Here is a 17901-nt window from a genome sequence, read left to right as displayed (position 1 = left end):
CGAGAAAACGGTTCGCCCGTTCCCACCCGGCGAATAGTTATTTGTTGCCAGAACACATACCGAATGAAAATGCCAGACACACGTCGCACCCTCGACTATCTCGGGCTCGTCGCGCCCTCGCTCGCACTCTCGACGCTCTTTCTCGCGACCATCGTCGACCCGAAGTTCACCTGGGCGTCTCGCTCGCTGTCCAGCATGGGTGAGGCGACCCCACACTCACTGTTCGCGCTTGGAACGCCCGACCAGCTCGCGTTCGTCCTGTTCAACGGCGGCCTCCTGCTTGGGTCGGTACTCGGCCTCCCATTCGCGGTGCGGCTCTGGCAGACGGCAGCGAACCGCGCCGAGCGGGTCGGCGTCTGCTTCCTCGCCGTCGCGCTCGTCGCCATGGGCGGCGTCGGCATCGCCTACCTCGACGGGCCGTTCAACGGCCTGCACTTCCTCGCCGCGGTCTCGTTCTTCCTGTTCGGGACCTTCGCCCTGCTGGCGTACGGGACCGGCACCGTGCTGGCGGGCGCACCACGGCGTGGCCTTGCCATCCTGTGGGCCGGCATCGGCCACCTGCTCGTCTGGGTGTTCTGGGTCGTCCTCGAGGCGATGGCGTTCACGGCCGACGGCGATACCTGGACCTACTTCGCGGTGCCCGAGGCGGTCGGCGCGGTCGTCTTCGGCGTCTTCGTGTTCGTGATGGCGCGGCGTGACATCCAGACCCTCGACGCGGCGGCACCGTCAGACCGTGAGGACGACACCGAACAGGTCGCCTGACCCGGCGCACCCGTCACCCCCGTTCAATCCGCTTCTGCCGCACTCGTCGTCGGGTCGGCCCACGCCTGAAACTCGTTGATGTCCTCGTCCGTCCCGGCGACGATTGCCTGGTCGCCACGCCGTATCTTGAACTCCGGTTCGATGTCGGTCAGCACCTCCTCGCCTCGTTCGACCGCGATGACCGTGACGCCGGTCTTCGCCCGCACGTCCAGTTCGGCGAGCGTCCGCCCGGCGAGCGCGGGCACCGGCGTCCGGACGAGGCCGATCTGGGTGTCCAGCGAGATGACGTCCTCTCCGAGGACGATGGAGGCCAGCATCCGGCCGGAGACGGTCGTCAGCGCGAGGACGTAGTCTGCCCCGGCGCGGTACATCTTGGGGATGCTGTCCGTCGTCGAGGCCCGCACGACGAGTTCGACCTCCGGGTTGAGTTCGCGGATGACCAGCAGTGCGAACACCGCCGTGGTGTCGTCCGGGAGGGTCACGATGGCGGTGCGGGCACTCTCTAACCCCGCGGACTGGAGTGTCCACTCGTCCAGTGCGTCACCGACCACGTCGACGCCGGGCTTCTCCTCGATGTCGACGAGTGTGGTCGGGATGTCACGGGTGGTCAACACGTCGGTGACGGTCGAACCGACCTCGCCCGCCCCGACCACGACGACCTCCCCGTGACTGTGGTGGCGTTTGGTCGACCGTGTCATCTCCGCCAGCTTGGCGAGCTGGTCCTCGCTCCCGGCCGCGAGCAGGACGGTTCCCTCGTCGAGCGCGGTGTCCGGGGACGGTGGCGACGTGAACTCGCCGCGGTCCCAGACGCCGATGAGGTTCGCGCCGGTCTGCTCGCGGATTCGGCTTTCGGCCAGCGGGCGGTTACACACTTCGCTGTTTCGCTGGACGGATAGCTCGGCGATTTCGAAGTCGCGGTCCGAAGGGAGCGCCGACTGCACCGAGTCGTCGCCAAGCTCCGCGGTCACCCGCTGGGTCACCTTGTCGGCGAGGCTCCGACCGAGGATGTGCTCCGGCGAGATGACGCGGTCGGCCCCGGCGTAGCGGTGGTACTGTTCGTTCTCGGGGCGTTCGAGCAGACTCACGACCGGCACGTCGCCGGCACACTCGCGTGCGGAGAGGATGATGCTCGCGTTCTCCTCGTCGGTCTGGTCTGCGACGATGGCCCGTGCCTGTGCCGCGTACGCCGCTTCCAGTGTCTCGATCAGCTCCGGGTCGCCGTGGAGTACCGAGCGACCGTCGGCGTACAGGTCCCGCGCGAGGTCCTCGTCTTCCTCCACGATGACGTAGTCCACGTCTCGCTGTTCGAGTTCGTCGATGAGGGTCGCACCGTGCTCGGTGTACCCGGCGAGAACGACGTGCTCGGACAGTTCCTCGATGGTCGTCGGAGCCTGCCGCGAGAGTCGCTCCTCGAACAGCGGGACGACGAACAGCGGCAGCGCCGCGAACACCGCAAGGACGCCCGTGAACTGCATGACGATGACGAACAGGATGGTCACGGGGTGTGACCAGATACTGGAGTCCTCACCGAACCCCGACAGGGTCATCGACTCCACGACCACGTTGAGCGCCTCCCAGAACGTGCGTGGGGCGTTCTCGAACTGGCCCATCACAACCATGTATACGGTGGTGTACACGAGGATGATGGTCCCCAGTGTGAGCAAGAACAGCACGAGTCGGCGTCGCTGGTCTTCCATCTAGTTGTGCGAGCAAAGGGAGGTAGGGCGTAAGAAGAATTCGGTCACAGCAGTCGGTCGGCAGCCAGTGCAGTCGATTGGCGGTCCGTACGGTTCGCGGACGCCACGACGGGTTACCGCGAATCGACGACCCGCTTCGGGCCTCGACCCTTCAGCGTCCCCGATTCGTTCGAAATCTCGGTACGACGGAAGCGCCACACTCGGCGTCCGTCACCGCCGTCGACCACGTCGACCTGCTTCAGCCCCGTCTTGATGCAGTCCCACCAGCCGGCTTCGGACCCGTAGCCGGCCGGGAACTCCTCGTACAGTTCGCCGACGAAATCCGCCCGCCGGGCACGGCCGACGTCTCGAAGGTACGCCAGTGCCGCGCCGACCGCCTCTCGCCGTGGTTCGGTCTTCTCCGGAGAGCGACCGGGAACCTCGATGTCGTCGAGGTCCGCGATGTCCGCCCCGAGTGAGACGTCGCTGGCGGTGGTGCTGATGGTGGTGCTCGAACTGTAGCTGAGTCCCGTCGTCGGGTCCCGGCCGAGTTGCTCCCGCGTCTGTGCGACCGCTCGCCGGGCGAACTCGTCGAGCCGCTCGCCTTCGACGCCGCTGAGGACTCCGGCGTGGGTGTCGAGGTCTTCGTCGGTGAACCGCTCGACCCGCTCGGGCCGGAAGTTACCGCCCAGTTGCCGGTGGTCGGTCTCGTCTGTACTCGTCCCGGAGGCGACCAGCTCGCCGGTGCCACGACGCACGCTCCCCCCGTCGGCCTCGGCAGGCCCGGCAGCACTGTCGTCACTGCCTCGACCGCCGGTCGCCGACTGGGACGTGTCTATCTGTGCTTCCAGTTCCTCGACGCGTGCCGCGTACTCCGTGAGCAACTGGTCGCGTTCGGTCCCCTGTTCGATGGCTGCCCGGTTCCCGATTATCCACTGTAGATACGCCTGCACGTCGTCGAATCCGAGCAGGTCCGTCTCCATGTCCAACTTCTGTATTGTCTCCTCGGGCAGGTCGAGGCGGAGGGTCGGCATTCCTTCGCGGCTACGACCGAGGATGATAAAAAGGGTTGCATGGCCAAACCGTGACGATGCACCCGATACTGGCGGCTACGGCTACGGTAACGCTTAAATCTGGAACAATCTAACAGGCATGCATGCACAAGGACGAACTTCTCGAACTCCACGAACAGATGGTGCTCATCATGGAGTACTTCGAGGAGCAAAACGACATCCCGGACGACATCTTCGAACAGTACCACGGGCTCGACGTCGACCCCTCCGACGTCCACAAGTCGAAGAGCGAGCACAAGCACGCCGTGTTCGTCCTCGGGAACGCCCTCGCCAGCGCGATGAGCGAGGACGAGTTCTCCAGCGCCGGTCGCATCCAGAAGCGGATGGAGGAGCTGGCCGACGACGCCGAGTCGAAGATTTAACTTTCTAACAGGAGACGCTGGCTGAACCGTGGGATTCCCCGGAAACTATTTGTTCCGCATCCGGTTTTAGCCAGTATATGGACTCGCGCACGGTAGAGCGCGTCGAGGGCTGGGACTCTCGGCCGTACGCCGGCGGTTTCGACGAACTTCGAGGGCTCGCGGACACGGAGTTCAGTGGAGCTGTCACGGCCGGGACGACGTGGCTGTTCATGCTGAACGGCCGCGTCGTCGGCGTCTTCGACGGGACTATCGACGACTACGACGATGCATCGGGGACGGCCTACGAGGCCCCACACCCGTCGCTTCCACTCCTGTTCGCCATGCGAGAACGCGGTGGCGAAGAGCGTGCGAACTACTACACGAACGATACACCCATCTCGGAGGCCGACTCGACGCTCACCTCCGGGAAGTTCACGGGATACATCGAACTCTCGGACAACGTCCTGAGCGGCGACTACTACGTCGTCTACTACGGCGGGCGCTCGATGAGCTGTGCGTTCATCGGGAACCAGGAACGCCTCGTCACGGGCGACGATGCGTTCGACCGCGCCGACGACGAGGTCGGCATCTACACCGTCTGGGACGTCGATATCGACGTCATCGACATCCCCGGGGAACCCGAACCGGAGCCGGAACCCGACCCTGAGCCGATGGCCGGAACCGAGGAGACGGCGACACCGAACGGTGGAGCGACCGTCGCCGAGCCGGCTCCCGAGGACCCGATTCCGGAGGAATCGACGTCCGAGGAACCGACACACTCGGGCGACTCCCCGTCACAGCGGGACGACCCCGCCGACCGGGACACCGCACCGGACCGGCGCGAGCCGGTCGCAGAGGCCGAACCGGTCGCGGAGGCCGAGCCAGCCGCCGAGGCAGAGACGACAGCCGATGCGGAGAGCACACCGGAACCGGATTCGGCACCCGTGGCAGAGGCCGAACCGGCCGAGGCCACAGAGTCTGTTCGTGACCCCGACGAAGCGACGTCGGCCCGGAGCGATACGGTCGAGCGCGAACCGGAGACCACGACGGACGACGGCGACCGCTGGGAAACGGTCTCGGAGGAGGTCGACGCCGACCCCGTCGAACTCCCCGACGAGGTCCTCAAAGAGGTCGAAGCGGAGTCCGAATCGGAAACCGACCCCGTCTTCCAGGAGGAGGCACAGTGGCGCGAGACGCGCTCGATTCCCTCCATCAACCCCGACCGCTCGTCCGAGAGCGAGTCCGCGCCGACGTCACAATCGGCGGCCGAGGCGCGCAAGTCTCGGGCACAGCGCCGTAGTTCCGGCCAGGTACAGCCACCTCGTGAGATGGGGGGCGACCGGACGAACCAGGGACGCTCGAAACCGCAGGGGAACACGACGACGTCGCCCGAACAGGGCGGACGAACGTCGACGGACGCCTCGACGAGTAAACCGCCCGCCAGTGCCTCCTCTCGGTCCAGAACCGACGAGCCACTCGAGCGAGAGATGCTCGAACGAGAGGACAAGATAGACCGGCTCCAGCAACAGCTCTCGAACGCCGAGGAGGCCCGCGAGTCGCTCGAAAGCGAACGCGACCGGCTGGCGTCGAAGAACGAGGAACTCGAACAGATGGTCGACCGGCTCGAGTCCGAAGTGACGGACCTCGAAGCCGAAATCGCAGACCTCGAAGCCCAGCTGGCCGACGCACGCGGCCCCGGTGCGACCGCCAGTGTCCAGTTGACCCCGCGCGAAGCGCTGGAAGGAACCAACCTCTTCGTCCGCTATCACACGAAGGGTGACCCGACGCTCGAGACGGCACACTCGGGAGACGCATCGCCCTCGGAGGTCGACGCGAACCTTCGACTCGAACACCACACCCAGTTCGAGGCGGCGGACACCGCGGTCGACGGGCAAGCCTACGAGGAGTTCCTCGTGAACACCATCGAGTACCAGTTCGTCGAGTGGTTCGTCTACGACCTGCTCTACGAGATTCGTGACACTGGCAACGCCGGTTCGATGGCCGACCTCTACGACGCGATTCCCGAGGCCGACCGGGCAGAACTCAACGGCTCGGTGTCGCTGCGCTACGAGGAGAACGGCGAAGAACACCGCGAACAGACGACGTTCGACGTGGTCGTCAGGGACCGGATGGGGAACCCGCTGGTCGTGGCGAACCTCAACGACTCGCGTGACCCTGCGACCGAGCAGATGATGGTCGACCTCGAACAGCGTGCCTCGCGGGTCAAGCAGACGAGCGAGCAGCTCTCGGGTGCGTTCCTGGTCACCGCGAGTTTCTTCGAGCCGGGCGCGCTGGAAACGGCAGCAGAAGCGACGAGTGGGAGTTTCCTCAGCCGGGATTCGAAGAAGAGTTTCGTGAAGCTCTCACGAAAGTCCGGCTATCATCTCTGTTTGGTGGAGACTCGTGGCGGCGAGTTCCACATCAACGTCCCGGAGCTCTAGCTTTCGACTTCGGCCGCGCCTTCTATCTTCATCCCGTCCATCTTCTCGACGATTTCGTCGATCTTGCCGTCGAGTTCGTCGACGAACTCGGCGGTCCGTTCCGTGGTGATGGCACCCTGGCTGGAGGGCTCGATGAGGTTCTCCTCCTCGAGGACGCGCAGGGAGTACCGGACCTTGTGGTGGGGGTAACCAGTCTCGTTGGACATCTTCACGATGCCGATAGGTTCGTTCTCGATGACCATCTTCAGAACCTGCAGATGGCGTTCCAGCATATCGACTTCCTTCTCCAGTCGGTCTATCATGGCATTTGTTAACTTGTCTTTGTGGGTTTTAAACCTTGCTGTAACAGTGGCATACGAGAAGGGGGGAATCCGATGGTTGGGGGAAGGCGGATATATGTCTTTTGTTCAGTGGCAACGTCTCTCAACGGCCGTATCCGGCACCGGCAATACCTACCACTCTCGACGTACCGAAACCGGTTTACCGGGAGGCTGGGAACCCCTCTCTGTAAATGACCGTAACCATAGTCGGGTCGCAGCTGGGCGACGAGGGCAAGGGTCGTGTCGTCGACCTGTACGGTGACGGTGCCGACGTCGTCGTTCGCTATCAGGGCGGCGACAACGCGGGCCACACCGTGGTCGAAGGCGGCACGGAGTACAAGCTCTCGCTCATCCCGAGCGGCGTCATCCGCGGTAAGATCGGCGTCCTCGGCAACGGCTGCGTCGTGAACCCGGCAACGCTGTTCGACGAGATCGACGGACTGCGAGAACGGGGCCTCGACCCCGACGTTCGCGTCGCAGAGCGTGCACACGTCATCCTCCCGTACCACCGCGTCCTCGACGGTATCGAAGAGGATGCGAAAGAGGAAGACGACCTCTCGGCAGGCACGACCGGCCGCGGTATCGGTCCGACCTACGAGGACAAGGCCGGCCGCCGGGGCGTTCGCATCGGCGACCTGCTCGACCCGGAGGTTCTGCGCGCTCGCCTCGAGTACGTTGTTCCGCAGAAACGCTCGCTCGCCGAGGACGTCTTCGGCATCGAAACGGGTGAAGAGTTCGACGTCGACGCGCTGTACGAGCAGTACCGCGAGTACGGCCGCCGTATCGAGGAGGAGAACATGGCCGTCAACGGGGGGTCGTTCCTCGCAGACCGCATCGCAGACGGTGACGAGGTCATGATGGAAGGGGCACAGGGAACGAGCCTCGACATCGACCACGGCAGCTATCCGTACGTGACGTCCTCGAACCCGACGACCGGCGGTGCCTGCACCGGGACCGGCCTGCCGCCGACGGCCGTCGGCCAGGGCGAGGTCATCGGTATCGTCAAGGCGTACCTCTCGCGTGTGGGGACCGGCCCGATGCCGACCGAACTCGGCGGCGTCGAGGGCCAGACTGCCGGCTACACCGGTGGCGACCCCGACAGCGAGGAAGAGCAACTCGCGACCTACATCCGTGACGAAGGTGGCGAGTACGGGACCGTCACCGGCCGACCGCGCCGCGTCGGCTGGCTCGACATCCCGATGCTCCGCCACGCCGCCCGGGTGAACGGGTTCACCGGGCTGGCGGTCAACCACGTCGACGTGCTCGCCGGCATGGACGAAGTCGATGTCGGTCACTCGTACACCCTCGACGGTGAGGAGATACTGACGATGCCGGCGACGACCGAGAAGTGGGCCGAGTGCGAGGCGAACTTCCGGACCTTCGAGGGCTGGGACCCCGTCGACTGGAGCGACGTCGAGGAGTGGGACGACCTGCCCGAGAACTGCCAGACGTACCTCGAGTACATCTCCGGCGAACTCGACGCCGATGTCTACTGTGTCGGGATGGGTCCGGACCGCGAGGACACCCTCGTCCTCGACAGTCCGTACTGAATCGACACTCCGTTCGAAGTCGGCTACTCGAAATCGTGTCCCGCCCGAGTGCGGTGTCACGTACTTTCGACCCTTCGTTTTCGAGAGCGACCTGCGTAGTCCCGGGGAGCCACACCGACAGAAAAATTTATACTTTTACATTGGCAGATTGAGGTATGTTAGACAGAGTCTGGGTGGCGATGCTGTCCGGTCTCTCCGTCACACGTGCGAGGTGCCACGGAGAACCGCCGGACGGGAAACGGCGACCGCTCGTCGACTTCCCGAAACCTTTTGCTCTCGGTGCCCAACTGGCCCGGTATGAAGGAATCCCTGATGGACATCCTCTGCTGTCCGATGGACAAGGGCGAACTCGAGTTGGAGATCGACGAGCAGAACGACGACGAGATTCTCGCGGGGACACTCGTCTGTGCCGACTGCGGGGAATCGTACCCCATCGAGGACGGTATCCCGAACCTCCTGCCCCCGGACATGCGAGACGACGTCCCCGCCTGAACACGGCACACGAACACTTCACCATTCACCCTCTCTCCTCGTATGCCACGTGACCCGCTTCTCGTCGACATCAGCAAGGACGGCCTGCACAGCATCGAGCCTGCCGTCGAGTCGTTCGAGAGTACCGGGCCGTTCACGGTCGCACTCCGCAACCACGGCCGGGCCGTCCACGTCCATTGCAACCTGGACGACGACCTGGCGAAGGTCGCTTCCCTCCCGGAGACCAACCACTTCGTCGAGACGGAGGCCGAGCGCACGTTCCCGGTCGACGTGCGGCCGGGACCGCGGCCGGTGTCGGGCCGACTGAAGATAGTGACGGGCTACGGGGCCGAGGAGGTGTACGTTCCGGTCACCATCACCGAACCGAAACCGGTGGGCCCACCCTCGGAGCGTGCGAACACGGGGACCACCGATGGCGACGGCGCAGGGCTCGAGTCACCACTGCAAAACGTCCCGCTCCCGGTCGACGGGTCGCTCCCGGTGCTGGTACTCGCCGGCGTTGCACTCCTGCTCGCACTCGGTGCTGCCGCGACGCTCGGCAGTATCGAGGTGCTCCTCGGGGTCGCCGTCGTCGTCGTCGGCATCGCCGTCGCGCTCTGGATGCTGTTCGTCTAGAACTGGGTGGGAGGTCTCCCGTCTCTCACTCGTCGTCGGTCTCGACGCCGCAGAGGTTGCCGTCCTCGTCGAACCGCTTCGCCCGGAGGTAGCGAGTCCGATACCGGTTCGCACCCTCGTACACGTCGGCCTCGCGAATCTCGTCGATGCGGCCGTCCGCGACGGCGTCGATGATGTCCTCGACCTGCTCCTTCTCGCTCGGGGTCAACTCGAACTCGTAGGTGTGTTCGTGCTCCTCTTCGAGTTTCGTCCACTTTCGGGAGGCGGCCACGACGAGCGAACACGGCTCGCGGCAGGGGAACGCGCCGTCACCGCCGGGAACGTCCAGGTGGTCGTCCTCGTCGTACTGCCACTCGCGCCGTTTGAGACACTGCGAGTCGTCACAGCAGGACTCGGCGACCCAGTCGACGGCCTCGCGTGGCAGTTCTGAGACCACGCCGTAGATGCCGGTCTGGCGCTCGGCGGTCTCGTGCCAGTGACTCACGTCGAGGGTGCCCTGCTGTTCGCGGTGCCAGTTCGCGACCGTGGCAGGGTAGAGCGAGTCGACGACGGTCAACAGCTCTTTGCTCGTCAGGGCCGGGAAGACGAACCCGCCGGGAAGCGACGGGGCCGTCTTCAGCGGCCGGTAGCGCCCGTTCGCGTCGAACTTCGCGAGTTCGCGGGCGGCTCGCGGGTCGTCGTGGACCGCCAGTTCCTCGCGGTCCGCGTCGGCGTCGTCCTCGTGGCGGACCTCGTACCGTCGGTAGCCGACCTCGCCGAGGCCGACGGTGATGTGAATCTGGCCCCACTCGGTGACGAGTTCGGTGTCGTCGCCAGTGTCGGCGTCGGAGTCAGCGGCCCCGTCGCCGCGCATCACCGCGTACCGTTCCGGGACGCTGTGGCCGTCTGCGGCCTCCAGTTTCCGGAGGAAGGCGCGGCGGGCCGTCCCGTGGCCGCCGACGACGGTCTCCCAGTAGTGCCAGTTTGTCACCCAGTCGGCGTTGGCCTCACAGACCCGCCGGAGGTCGTCCTCGGAGAGATGTTTGCGGGTGAGGTCGGGCACCTCAAAGACGTAACCGTCGTCCTCGTACCGGACCTGCAGGTCGTCGAAGTCGATGGGGCCCTCGCGGACCGCGTCGAGCAGTGCCTCGAACTCGTCGTCGGCGACCGTCTCTGAGGCAGCCATGGTCAGTCACCCATGGTCGGGACGCCGCCGGTCGCTTCGCGGACCTTCTCCAGTGCCGTCGCCACGTCGGCCCCGGCTTCCTGGGCGCGTTCGAGGACCACGTCGGCCATCAGCGCCTCGGTGCCGACCGCGCCCGCGTACCAGATGCGGTGCCCCTCGACCTCGGCGGGAGTATCCCAGCCCGTCCGGTAGTCGTCGGTCAGACCCATGTCCTCGGGGATGTCCTCCTGTGTGTGGTAGCCGTCGGCGATGAACAGCGGGACGACGACGATGTCTTCGGACTCGAAGAAGTCGGTCACGTCGTCGACTTCGGGCTCCTCGTCCATGTACAGCGCCTGTACCTCGTCGAACCGGCCCATGTCGCGGATACGGTCGGCGTGGTACTCGATGGCCTTCGCGGAGTTCTCGTTGCGCTCGGTGCCGTGGCCGACCACGGCGAGTCCGAAGCCTTCGCCCACGTCCGAATCGCCGGTCACCGTCTCGGCGCGCTTGACGATGACGTCGGACATCGCGTCGTGCGTCCCCACCGGGCCGCAGTAGTGGACCGTCTTGTCCACGTCGGTCGCGTGCAGGGTCGCCTGGGACGCGCTCGTCCCGTCGGACTCCCACTTTGCGGGGTCCCAGTCGTCGAGCCGGAGTTCGCGGGGGATGACCTGCTCGGTGAAGTAGCCCTCCGAGATGAACATCGGGACGACGAACACCTCGTCCGATTCGACCGTCCGCAACGCCTCGCGGAAACTCGGTTCCTCCTTCCAGAACGCCTCGCGCACCTCGTCGAAGCCACCGGCCTCCCGGATGGTGTCGGCGTGTGCGTACGTCGGCGTGCTGGACTCGGGGTTCAGGTGCGACCCGTGTGCCACGATGACCAGCGCTTGCATACCCGAAGGTGAGGAACTGGATACCTTAGGGGCTTCGTCTCCCGGAAAACCGTGGTTGTCACTCTGTCAGAGCGAGACGGCAGAAGATGGACCCCACGAGTTCACCCTGTCACCGCGCCATCAGTGAGCCGGTTCGGTCTGGAACGCCGACTCGAAATCTGCGCGGTCGGTCGGGACCAGCAAGAGCAGGTCTTCGCGACTGGTTTCGACGAGTTCGCGCCCGGTGTCTTCCTCCCAGAGACAGGGCGTCCATCGCCCGTTTTCGATGTGTTCGACGACCTCGGATGCGGTGTAGTAGCGACCGTTCGATGCGACGTACACCGACATTCCTATCGGACACCGGCGGGTGCCAGTTCTCGCTGGGCGAGTTCGCCCTCGGCTTCGGCTTCGATGGTCGCGACGCGGTCTTCGACCGTCTGGAGACTGCCATCGACGATACACGGCGAGACGTGGACGATGTCGCCGTCTTCGTACTCGACCAGTGCGAGCGTCGGAAGTTCCTGCACCAGATAGGACTCTTCGACCAGCTGTGAGTCCATCATCCGCTCGGGGAAGAACTGCTCGACCTCGGCGCCGGTTCGGTCCGCCCACGCCCGGAAGTCAGCGACGCGGTCGAGTATCTCTGTTCCCTCTTTCGTGCGTGCAGCCATCGTCGAGAGTCCGACGCGCTTCCCCCACAGGCGCGCGCTCACGTCGTCGAAGTAGTCGGCCGCTTCCAGTGTTTCCAGTGAGTCGAGCACTGTCGCGCGTTCCGGCGCTGCCCCGAACGGCGAGTGGGACCGGACCCACAGTTCGGCAGTGCGTTCGTGTGTCGGGTTCGAGTCTGTTGGAGCCACGCCTCTATATGCAACGGCAACTACCTAAAACGTTCCTGTGATTGGTAAATTATGGCACTATTGAGTATTCAGGCCATGGTATATATAGAACGGCCTGAGTCGTCAGGCCGGCCGTCGTCCGGGCCCGTTCAGTGGTCGGATTTTCGGTCCGCTCGTTCGTTTCCTCGGTCCCAGACGTTGGTGACCGTCTCGCCGTTGGGTGGGGTGTGACTGACGTCTTTCATGGTCCGCTTGTCGGTTTTCATGTGGTGTTTCATAGCATGGCTCACCCTGATAAGCCTTTCTGGAATATCATTATAAGTATCAATAGCATATTATTGTCCTAATATCTCTTTCGGGGGTGGCGAAGCGTCCGTGGCTTCGGGAGAGACTCCGAACGAGTCGCTTCCGAGACGGACCACCCAATCATCCGAGGTGTCAACGCATATCCCTTCGCGGACCGTACTGCCCGCTATGGAATTTACGACCGTCCAGGGGGAACAGGTTCCCCGCCTCGGACTCGGCACGTGGCAACTCGCGGGACAGGACTGTTACGGTGCGGTGAGGACTGCACTCTCCGTCGGCTACCGCCACATCGACACCGCCCAGGCGTACGACAACGAGGAGTACGTCGGCAACGCGCTCCACGATTCCGACGTCGACCGGGAGGACGTCTTCCTCACGACGAAGGTCCGGCCCGACCGCTTCGCCCCGGACAAGCTCAAGCGCTCCGTGAACGAGAGCCTCCGCAAGCTCGACACCGACTACGTCGACCTGCTCTTGCTCCACTGGCCCAACCCCATCGTCGACCTCCGCGACACCATGCAGGCCATGGCCGACCTCGTCGAAGAAGGCTCGGTCCGCCACGTCGGCGTCTCGAACTTCTCCAAGAAACGACTGATAAAGGCCCAGCGCGTCTCGCCCGAGCCCATCTTCACGAACCAGGTGAAGTTCCACCCGTACAAGCCCCAGCGCGAACTCCTCCGGTACTGCCAGGATTCGGACATCCTGCTGACGGCGTACTCGCCGCTGGGAACCGGCGGCATCCTCGACGACGACGTCCTCCGCGTCATCGGCCAGCAGTACGACAAGACGCCCGCCCAGGTCGCCCTGCGCTGGGCGACCCAGCACAGGAACGTCGCGGCTATCCCGAAGGCGACGAGCCGCGAGCACATCGAGGAGAACTTCGACATCTTCGACTTCAAGCTGACCCGTGACGAACTGGACCGCATCGCCCGGCCCGACCCGGTCAAGAACGGGCTGGCGTTCGCCAAGGCGACGCTGGGTATCTGAGTCGTCGGGGCAGACGGCGGCGTTTTCGTTCTGCGAGCCCAACAGGTACTCGAGACGATTCTGATGAAGAAGTTCGACACCGAGGCTGGTGCGGCCCTGAAGACGGCGTTCGACGACCTCGTCACGGACTGGCCAGACGTGACAGCGACGACCATGTTCGGCTGTCCATCGTACAGGGCCGCCGACACGCTCTTCGCGGTGCTCGTCACCGATGGGGTGGCACTCACGCGACTCCCGGACGACCGACGCGACGACCTGACGGCACACTTCGAGACCAGTCCCTTCGACGCCAACGGTCGCACCGTGACGAAGTGGGTCCAGGCCGCTGTCGACGACCCCGGAGCGCTCGAACCGCTGGAGCCGTACGTCCGGGCGAGCTACGAGTCGGCCCTCGCGGAGTAAGAGCAAAGCGCACCGCCGGACGGAACACTCAACCACCTCCCTTTCCAATCCCCACCCGAACACGCGATGGCCGACCCGGACGACCCAACCCCGACCGGCGAACGCCTGCCCGGGGTCACGCCGGACCCCGAGGGCGAAGACCGTATCGTCCTCCACGTCGACATGGACTGCTTCTACGCGGCCTGCGAGCGCCTGCGCGAGCCGGAACTCCGGGGCGAGCCGGTCGTGGTCGGGATGGGCTACGAGGCCGGCGACGACGGCGGCGCGGTCGCCACGGCGAGCTACGAGGCCCGCGAGTACGGCGTCGAGAGCGCCCAGGCCATCACGACCGCGCTGGAACGGCTCCCGCGCCGGGCCACCGCCGACGACCCGTCGGACACCGGCTACTACCGGCCGGTCGACCTCGACTTCTACTCGGAGGTCGCGAGCGAAGTGAAGACCATACTCCACGACTGCGCGGACGTGGTCCGGGAGGTGAGCATCGACGAGGCGTACCTCGACGTCACGGACCGCACCGCCTGGCCGGTCGCGGAGGGGTTCGCCCGGCACGTGAAACAGCGAATCGAGCGCGAGGTCGGTGTCGTCGCCAGCGTCGGGGTCGCCCCGAACATGTCCGCAGCGAAGGTCGCGAGCGACCACGACAAACCGGACGGCCTCGTCGTCGTCCATCCAGCCGAACTCCGGGGGTTCCTCGAACCGCTCCCGGTCGAGGAGATACACGGTATCGGCCCCGTGACGGCCCGGAAGCTCCGCGACAGCGGTATCGAGACGGCGGGCGACCTCGCGGCGGCCGACCGGGCCGAACTGGGCGACCGCTTCGGCGAACGCGGGCGAGAACTCCACGACCGGGCTCGCGGGGTCGACGACAGACCCGTGACGCCGCGCGGGCTCCCCAAGAGCTTCTCCCGGGAGTCCGCGTTCGGGAGCCCCGTGGCCGACGCCGACCGGAAACGCGAGCAGATTCGGACGCTGGCGGCCGCGGTCGCAGACAGGGCACGCCGGGAGGGCGCGCTCTACCGGACCATCGGTATCAAGGCGGTCGAGCCACCGTTCGAGGTCAACACCCGTGAGTGGTCCCTGCCCGGGCCTGTCGAGGACGAGTCGTTGCTGGTCGAAACCGCACTCGACCTCCTTGCCGAGTTCGAAGACGACCGGATTCGAAAGGTCGGCGTCCGCGTCTCGAACCTGGAGTTCACCGAGCGCCAGCAGGCCAGCCTCGACTCCTGGGGCGGGTCCGGGGAGGGCGCTGGGGCGATCGCCGGTGCCCGTGCCGGTTCGGTGTCCGACGGGGGCAGTCCCGACCGGGGCGACCCGAACGCGACCGTGGCCTCACCGGAGGAGCCCCACGACCTGCCGCGGGGACAGACCTCCCTCAGTGACTTCTAGCCGGGCGGGGCGATGCCATTGCAACTATAACCCCCCGCCTCGTTTTCCGTGATTGACGAGACCCCCCTCACTCATGCCTGACGACGAGATGGACTTCTACGACCTCCTCGAGCTGGACGAGGACGCGTCCCAGGAGGAGGTCAAGAAAGCGTTCCGGACGAAGGTGCGTGAGTACCATCCGGACCTCAACGACGACCCGAACGCTCCTGCGCAGTTCAACGCTCTGAAGAAGGCGTACGAGACGCTCAACGACGCTTCGGAGCGCAACGCGTACGACCGACTCGGGCACAAGGACTACGTCGCCAAGCGCAAGGTCAGTTTCCCCTCCGCCGACATCTGGAACCGCGGCACGAGTCGCGGTGGCGGTTCAGGCAGTTCCACGCAGTCGACGAGCTCCACGCGGTCTACGTCGAGTACCCGGTCGGGGTCGTCCAGCACTTCACGGTCCAACCGGTCGAACCGCGGCGGGTCGAGTAGTAGCCGGTCGAACACCGGCAGCAACCGGTCCAGCTCCCGGAGCGGTAGCGGCTCCACCCGGTCCGGGCGGAGTCGGTCCGGGTCGTCCGGGTCGAGCACCAGCCGGAGCTCGACGTCGGCCTCTGCGTCGTCGGCCTCGTCGGCCACGTCACGGTCCCGCAACCGGAAGAGTTCGTCGAACACTCGTTCTGACCGGCGGTCCGGGTCGACGAGTTCGAACAGGACGGCCGACAGCAACACGGACAGCAACATCGGGACGGCGTCGGTCACGAAGTCGGGTTCGTGGCTCGACAATCCACTGTTCAACTGGTGGAACGGCCTCAGCCTCGGCTGGCCGCTGATGCTCCTCTCGACACTGTTGTACGTCGGTGGGCTGGCACAGTTCGGTCTGGCATACGCCGACGGCTTCCGGAGCCTGTACGGCGACCTCGCGGCGGCTGGCACGGACACGGCCGCCCTCAGGGCTGCGGTCGCTGCCACTCGACACGACATCGCACAACCGGTGTCGTTCATCCTCGGTGACGCCGCGCTGGTGCCGGATCCACCGCTTCCGACCCAGCAGTGGTACGCCGCACTGGCGGCACTGGTCGTCCTCCCCGTCCTCGCGTTCGGCATCAACCGGGCGTGGCGGGCCACGCGGCCATACAAGTGGGTCAGCATCAACGAACTCGTCGGTATCTCGCTGGCGGTGACGGTCGCGGCGGCCGCCATCGGCGGCGTACTGCTGGCTGGCGTGCTGGTGATGCCGTTCGTCTTCCTGGTCATTATCAAGCACACCCACAAGGCGAAGAAGTTCCGACCGTCGTACCTGTACGTCCTCGGCGTCTCGACGCCGCTGGTCGGACTCGCACTCGACTACGCCGGGGCCGTCCCATACCTCTACGCCGACCTGCTCACGCTCGTCTTCCCGGTCCTCTCGGTCGTCGTGTTACTGCTCTCGGCGTTCGTCCGCCCGCGCGTGATGGCGCTGTTCTGACGCCGGGAGCCAGCTACCCGACCAGGGTCGCGACGCCCTTCGTCTGTCTGTAATCTGAATCCAGGATGGCCAGCAGTCGCTCTCTGAGCGCTGTCTCCGCTTCGTCCTCCCACTCGGTCGGGTCAGCGATGGGTACGACCATGAACCCGCGACCGCGAATCTCGGTGGCGTGCATCGCGTCCACGTCGAGCTGGTCGGGGAACCGGTGCCGGAGGGTGGTGTACTCCCTGACGACGTGGTCGATCGCAGTCTCTCCCACCGGGAGCAGGACGTGGGCGTTGATCGCCCGGAGTTCCGCGTCGAAGTACCGTTCGAGTTCCCAGTAGTCGTCCCCGGTCGGGACCTGCCCGTCGGCGAGTCGCGGGAAGAACAGGTAGTTCATGTAGAGGTTGTCCGGGACGGGCTCGTCGGCGTACTCGTCTCTCAGGAAGCCCGTCTCGTGCAGGACTCGCTGGAGCCGTTCACCGGCGAGGGACGCGGTGAACGGGACGCCGGTCGACAGTCCGCCGTGGACGCCCGCGTGGTCGCCGATGACGTGGAAGTCTGCGTTCGCGTCACCGTACCCCGGGACCGACTCCGGGCCGCCGTCCGCCGGCAAGAAGCGTGCAGGCGGCCGGAACCCGAACGGGTTCGACACCCTGTCAGTTACGTTCTCCACGGATACAATATCGACAGGTCAGCTTTTAACGGTCTCGCTAGTCGACAACGATTGCCCCGGTCATCCCGAGGCTCTGGTGGGGCTTACAGTGGTACTCGTAGGTCCCGGCCACGTCGAACGTGTGCTCGTGGGTGAACCCGGACCCCTTCGTGTCGTCGACGCCAGCCCAGTCTGCGCCGTCGGGTTGCGACGTCGGACTGACGGTGTGGCCCGCAGAGCGCCACTCGAACCGGACCGTCGTTCCGGTCGGGACCGATAGCCGTTCCGGGGTGAAGACGAAATCGCCGCCGGGACCGACCGCGACGACGGTCTGCTCACCCGACGTGGTCGGTTCCCCCGTCGTCGTGAGTTCGGCTGTCGTCGGGGCTTCCGTCTCGACCTGTGTCGTCGACGTGGCGGTCGGTGTCGCGGACTGGGTCGACTCCGCCGTCGGGTCGTCTGTCCCATCACCGCCGCCGGAACCGTCCTCGTCGCCACCGCCGAAACAGCCGGCGAGTGCGAGTGCGAGTCCCGAAGCGAGTCCACCGGCGAGGAACCGGCGTCGCGTCTCCTGGGTCATACCAACCCCTGTCGAGGCTGTC

At 65.6% G+C, this 17901-nt stretch carries 20 protein-coding genes and 1 pseudogene; 11 read left to right on the top strand and 10 right to left on the bottom strand.

What is annotated here, in order from left to right:
- Positions 1-69 precede the first annotated feature (69 nt).
- Complete coding sequence (locus tag ACSC1R_RS13625) at positions 70-762, top strand: DUF998 domain-containing protein (RefSeq protein ID WP_439026277.1); 693 nt, start codon at positions 70-72, stop codon at positions 760-762.
- Between the two features lie 23 nt (positions 763-785).
- Here the strand turns inward: ACSC1R_RS13625 and ACSC1R_RS13620 are convergent, their stop codons facing one another.
- Both ACSC1R_RS13620 and ACSC1R_RS13615 read right to left on the bottom strand, forming a co-directional pair.
- Entirely contained in the window at positions 786-2459 is a 1674-nt protein-coding gene (locus ACSC1R_RS13620) for a potassium channel family protein (protein ID WP_439026276.1), read from the bottom strand.
- 113 nt (positions 2460-2572) lie between these two features.
- A complete protein-coding gene (locus ACSC1R_RS13615) occupies positions 2573-3472 on the bottom strand; it encodes a hypothetical protein (RefSeq protein ID WP_439026275.1) in 900 nt (299 codons plus the stop codon).
- 122 nt (positions 3473-3594) lie between these two features.
- On the opposite strand from ACSC1R_RS13615, the gene ACSC1R_RS13610 reads away from it, so the two are divergent.
- Together ACSC1R_RS13610 and ACSC1R_RS13605 are read left to right on the top strand one after the other, a co-directional pair.
- Positions 3595-3873, top strand: coding sequence for a UPF0058 family protein (locus ACSC1R_RS13610; RefSeq protein ID WP_439026274.1), 279 nt, complete (start codon positions 3595-3597; stop codon positions 3871-3873).
- A 77-nt stretch (positions 3874-3950) separates the two neighbouring features.
- Positions 3951-6293, top strand: a complete 2343-nt coding sequence (locus ACSC1R_RS13605; RefSeq protein WP_439026273.1) for a DUF7527 domain-containing protein — start codon at positions 3951-3953, stop codon at positions 6291-6293.
- Here the strand turns inward: ACSC1R_RS13605 and ACSC1R_RS13600 are convergent.
- Positions 6290-6595 (bottom strand): hypothetical protein, encoded by a 306-nt coding sequence (locus ACSC1R_RS13600; RefSeq protein WP_439026272.1) that lies wholly within the window; start codon positions 6593-6595, stop codon positions 6290-6292. The genes ACSC1R_RS13605 and ACSC1R_RS13600 overlap by 4 nt on opposite strands.
- 209 nt (positions 6596-6804) lie before the next feature.
- On the opposite strand from ACSC1R_RS13600, the gene ACSC1R_RS13595 reads away from it, so the two are divergent.
- The 3 genes from ACSC1R_RS13595 (at position 6805) to ACSC1R_RS13585 (ending at position 9270) form a co-directional block, all read left to right on the top strand.
- Positions 6805-8163 (top strand): adenylosuccinate synthase, encoded by a 1359-nt coding sequence (locus tag ACSC1R_RS13595; RefSeq protein ID WP_439026271.1) that lies wholly within the window; start codon positions 6805-6807, stop codon positions 8161-8163.
- Positions 8164-8460: 297 nt separating this feature from the next.
- Positions 8461-8655 carry a methytransferase partner Trm112 gene (locus tag ACSC1R_RS13590; protein WP_439026270.1) on the top strand — a complete coding sequence of 65 codons (195 nt, stop codon included), beginning with the start codon at positions 8461-8463 and terminating at the stop codon, positions 8653-8655.
- A 42-nt stretch (positions 8656-8697) separates the two neighbouring features.
- Positions 8698-9270, top strand: a complete 573-nt coding sequence (locus ACSC1R_RS13585; RefSeq protein WP_439026269.1) for a DUF7524 family protein — start codon at positions 8698-8700, stop codon at positions 9268-9270.
- A gap of 25 nt (positions 9271-9295) precedes the next feature.
- Here ACSC1R_RS13585 and ACSC1R_RS13580 read toward each other — a convergent pair whose 3' ends face one another.
- The 4 genes from ACSC1R_RS13580 to ACSC1R_RS13565 form a co-directional block, all read right to left on the bottom strand.
- The gene (locus tag ACSC1R_RS13580) at positions 9296-10435 is read right to left on the bottom strand and encodes a DR2241 family protein (RefSeq protein ID WP_439026268.1); all 1140 of its coding nucleotides are present in this window, start codon (positions 10433-10435) and stop codon (positions 9296-9298) included.
- Positions 10436-10437: 2 nt separating this feature from the next.
- Complete coding sequence (locus ACSC1R_RS13575) at positions 10438-11313, bottom strand: CbiX/SirB N-terminal domain-containing protein (protein WP_439026267.1); 876 nt, start codon at positions 11311-11313, stop codon at positions 10438-10440.
- A 120-nt stretch (positions 11314-11433) separates the two neighbouring features.
- Positions 11434-11640 (bottom strand): hypothetical protein, encoded by a 207-nt coding sequence (locus ACSC1R_RS13570; protein ID WP_439026266.1) that lies wholly within the window; start codon positions 11638-11640, stop codon positions 11434-11436.
- Positions 11641-11642: 2 nt separating this feature from the next.
- Entirely contained in the window at positions 11643-12149 is a 507-nt protein-coding gene (locus ACSC1R_RS13565) for an HTH domain-containing protein (RefSeq protein WP_439026265.1), read from the bottom strand.
- Positions 12150-12602: 453 nt separating this feature from the next.
- On the opposite strand from ACSC1R_RS13565, the gene ACSC1R_RS13560 reads away from it, so the two are divergent.
- The 4 genes and pseudogenes from ACSC1R_RS13560 to ACSC1R_RS13545 form a co-directional block, all read left to right on the top strand.
- Positions 12603-13421 carry an aldo/keto reductase gene (locus ACSC1R_RS13560; RefSeq protein ID WP_439026264.1) on the top strand — a complete coding sequence of 273 codons (819 nt, stop codon included), beginning with the start codon at positions 12603-12605 and terminating at the stop codon, positions 13419-13421.
- 63 nt (positions 13422-13484) lie between these two features.
- Positions 13485-13823 (top strand): hypothetical protein, encoded by a 339-nt coding sequence (locus ACSC1R_RS13555; protein WP_439026263.1) that lies wholly within the window; start codon positions 13485-13487, stop codon positions 13821-13823.
- Positions 13824-13889: 66 nt separating this feature from the next.
- Positions 13890-15209, top strand: coding sequence for a DNA polymerase IV (gene dinB, locus ACSC1R_RS13550; RefSeq protein ID WP_439026262.1), 1320 nt, complete (start codon positions 13890-13892; stop codon positions 15207-15209).
- A gap of 73 nt (positions 15210-15282) precedes the next feature.
- Positions 15283-15474: pseudogene (locus tag ACSC1R_RS13545) on the top strand (DnaJ domain-containing protein); the annotation flags it as partial.
- 29 nt (positions 15475-15503) lie between these two features.
- On the opposite strand, the gene ACSC1R_RS13540 reads toward ACSC1R_RS13545, so the two are convergent.
- Positions 15504-15956 carry a hypothetical protein gene (locus tag ACSC1R_RS13540; protein ID WP_439028763.1) on the bottom strand — a complete coding sequence of 151 codons (453 nt, stop codon included), beginning with the start codon at positions 15954-15956 and terminating at the stop codon, positions 15504-15506.
- A gap of 70 nt (positions 15957-16026) precedes the next feature.
- On the opposite strand from ACSC1R_RS13540, the gene ACSC1R_RS13535 reads away from it, so the two are divergent.
- On the top strand, positions 16027-16662 hold the full coding sequence (locus ACSC1R_RS13535) for a hypothetical protein (RefSeq protein ID WP_439028762.1): 636 nt from the start codon (positions 16027-16029) through the stop codon (positions 16660-16662).
- A gap of 13 nt (positions 16663-16675) precedes the next feature.
- Here ACSC1R_RS13535 and ACSC1R_RS13530 read toward each other — a convergent pair whose 3' ends face one another.
- Positions 16676-17320 carry a uracil-DNA glycosylase family protein gene (locus ACSC1R_RS13530; protein WP_439026261.1) on the bottom strand — a complete coding sequence of 215 codons (645 nt, stop codon included), beginning with the start codon at positions 17318-17320 and terminating at the stop codon, positions 16676-16678.
- 37 nt (positions 17321-17357) lie between these two features.
- Entirely contained in the window at positions 17358-17879 is a 522-nt protein-coding gene (locus ACSC1R_RS13525) for a plastocyanin/azurin family copper-binding protein (protein ID WP_439026260.1), read from the bottom strand.
- Positions 17880-17901: the final 22 nt, after the last annotated feature.

The organism is Haloarchaeobius ordinarius (assembly GCF_051801355.1).
Lineage (GTDB): Archaea > Halobacteriota > Halobacteria > Halobacteriales > Natrialbaceae > Haloarchaeobius.
The sequence above is the reverse complement of the archived record's forward strand: the minus strand, read 5'-3'. Positions and strand labels throughout refer to the sequence as shown.